This is a genomic window from Roseovarius sp. MBR-154, assembly GCF_053628595.1.
On record NZ_JBRJGR010000065.1, the window covers coordinates 1 to 1809 of the forward strand.

The 1809-nt window shown below is 57.5% G+C and carries 2 protein-coding genes; one reads left to right on the forward strand and one right to left on the reverse strand.

All coding sequences use genetic code 11. The features are described 5' to 3' along the window. Positions 1 to 313: 313 nt before the first annotated feature. The gene (locus ACSSV4_RS23160) at positions 314 to 766 is read right to left on the reverse strand and encodes a hypothetical protein (protein ID WP_454277331.1); all 453 of its coding nucleotides are present in this window, start codon (positions 764 to 766) and stop codon (positions 314 to 316) included. Here ACSSV4_RS23160 and ACSSV4_RS23165 point away from each other — a divergent pair. Next, complete coding sequence (locus tag ACSSV4_RS23165; RefSeq protein WP_454277332.1) at positions 756 to 1175, forward strand: hypothetical protein; 420 nt, start codon at positions 756 to 758, stop codon at positions 1173 to 1175. The genes ACSSV4_RS23160 and ACSSV4_RS23165 overlap by 11 nt on opposite strands. Positions 1176 to 1809: the final 634 nt, after the last annotated feature.

The following is a 1809-nucleotide window of genomic DNA, read 5'->3' on the forward strand; positions in this document are numbered from 1 at the left end:
ACCGGGCGCAAACATCGGATGCGCGCGACTCCCCGAGATCCGTGAAACCGGCCCAAGGAACACATGAAGGCAGCTTCATGAATTATCCGGGTTAAAGGCCTTGCCGTTTCTAGCCGTGCGGCACGTTCTGACCTGTTCCGCGCTGCTGTCATGCGACCAATTGGCAGCATGGCATGTCACCAGAGACTGACACCGATATCCGCCCATCGGTGTCAGCGTGACCTTTTGCGCTGGGCGATGGTCTGACCGTGGCTATGCGTTCCCCGATGTCCAGCAAGGACAATACGCCCGGCGTGCTCTCAATCCGTCAGGATTACACTTTGGGTTTGTCGGTCCGCTCGGTGTCTTTAGCATGCGTCGGCAGGGCGGCACCGTCAGATTTCGGACCGGGCTGAAACGCCATTTTGCGGCGCCTTGCGTTACGGGATCTTGCCCCACCCACAGGGGCGGGCACCGCAAGGAATTCAGCAAGGTTGAACTTTGGCTTCATGGAAAACATGGTCATCTGATGGTGCCTTTCTTTGGCGGAGAGTATCACGCCGGAAAAACCTATATGGGGACGCAGACCCGCTTTTGCGACTTGTCTCTGGTCAAGCGCGGTTGGCTGGGCACCGCGGACGAATTGCCGGAGTTGTGCCTCCGCCATTTCATCGCGTATCATATCGACTGGGATAAAGCTGCGTCGATACGGATTTTCTGCCAATTCGTCGGGTATGGACCACGTATCTGTTCGCGCTCTAACAAGGAGGCCGATCGTGAAACGCATAACGCCCCTGGTATTTCTCGCCCTGCTCGCCGACCCCGCGTTCTCCGAAACGTGGGCGTGTCAGGTTCCCTACGATGAGGTCAACGGTGGGGGCAATGTCACCATAGAAGACGATCGTCTGGTCTTCGTGTCCGACTGGCCGCATCGCGAACCCGAGATCCTGAAATGCACCAGGAGCGGTCGCAAAAGCGAATGCATGTCGGCGGACCTGTCCTTGACCGGCGGTGGCGGCGCATCTGTCTTCGCAAAACTTTATTCCATCGTCTGGCAACGCGATGGCGCTCCCGCGACGATCACGACAAGGCAGACCTCTGCCATCTTCGAGGAGCACGAGGATGGTTACGCAATGACCGAGGTATTCCCCGCCATCGGTTACACATTTCCGGTGACTGATTGCAATGTGGACTGAAAGCACGACGCCTGCTGGAGGGGTCATTGAGCATGGCTTGCCAGACGGTGCGCTCCTATCAGGAGCGTCAGCACGGTTGGTTGAGCGTAGAAAATGGCGCACGCCTGCCTCGCCACACTCCCACCCATGATTCTGGCCCAGACCCAATGTCGCCGTCACCCTCCACTCCGACCCGTCCACCATCCATGCTGACGCAGCGCCTCACAAGGTCGTCGCCGTCGCCTCGCAGAACGCTCGCCATGCAGTGACACGTTGCAGGTTGTGCACCAGGCGCTCTGGGGCGCTCGGTGGGTGCGATCCGCACATTCTGATGATGTTGATGCTGCGGCCGACAAAAACCCAGCCAGAGCGCGGTTCTGCCAGCCGGTGCATGTTACCCGGCCGCGCGCTCCTTGTTTTATTGGCTCGTCGGGTCCGGAAGGTTTACATGGAGCCCGGACATTTTGTTTTAGGGGCAGAATCTGTCAACTTAATGTAAACTTAATGTAAACCTTTTCGGCGAATTCTGGGGCATTTTGGCCGGTTTCAGGGTGCAAAAGGTTTCCCACTTTTTCAGTCAGGTAAACCTTTTGGCAACCTTATGTAAACCTCATGTAAACCTTTCTGTCGGGATCCGGCGAGGAGCGGCAGACCA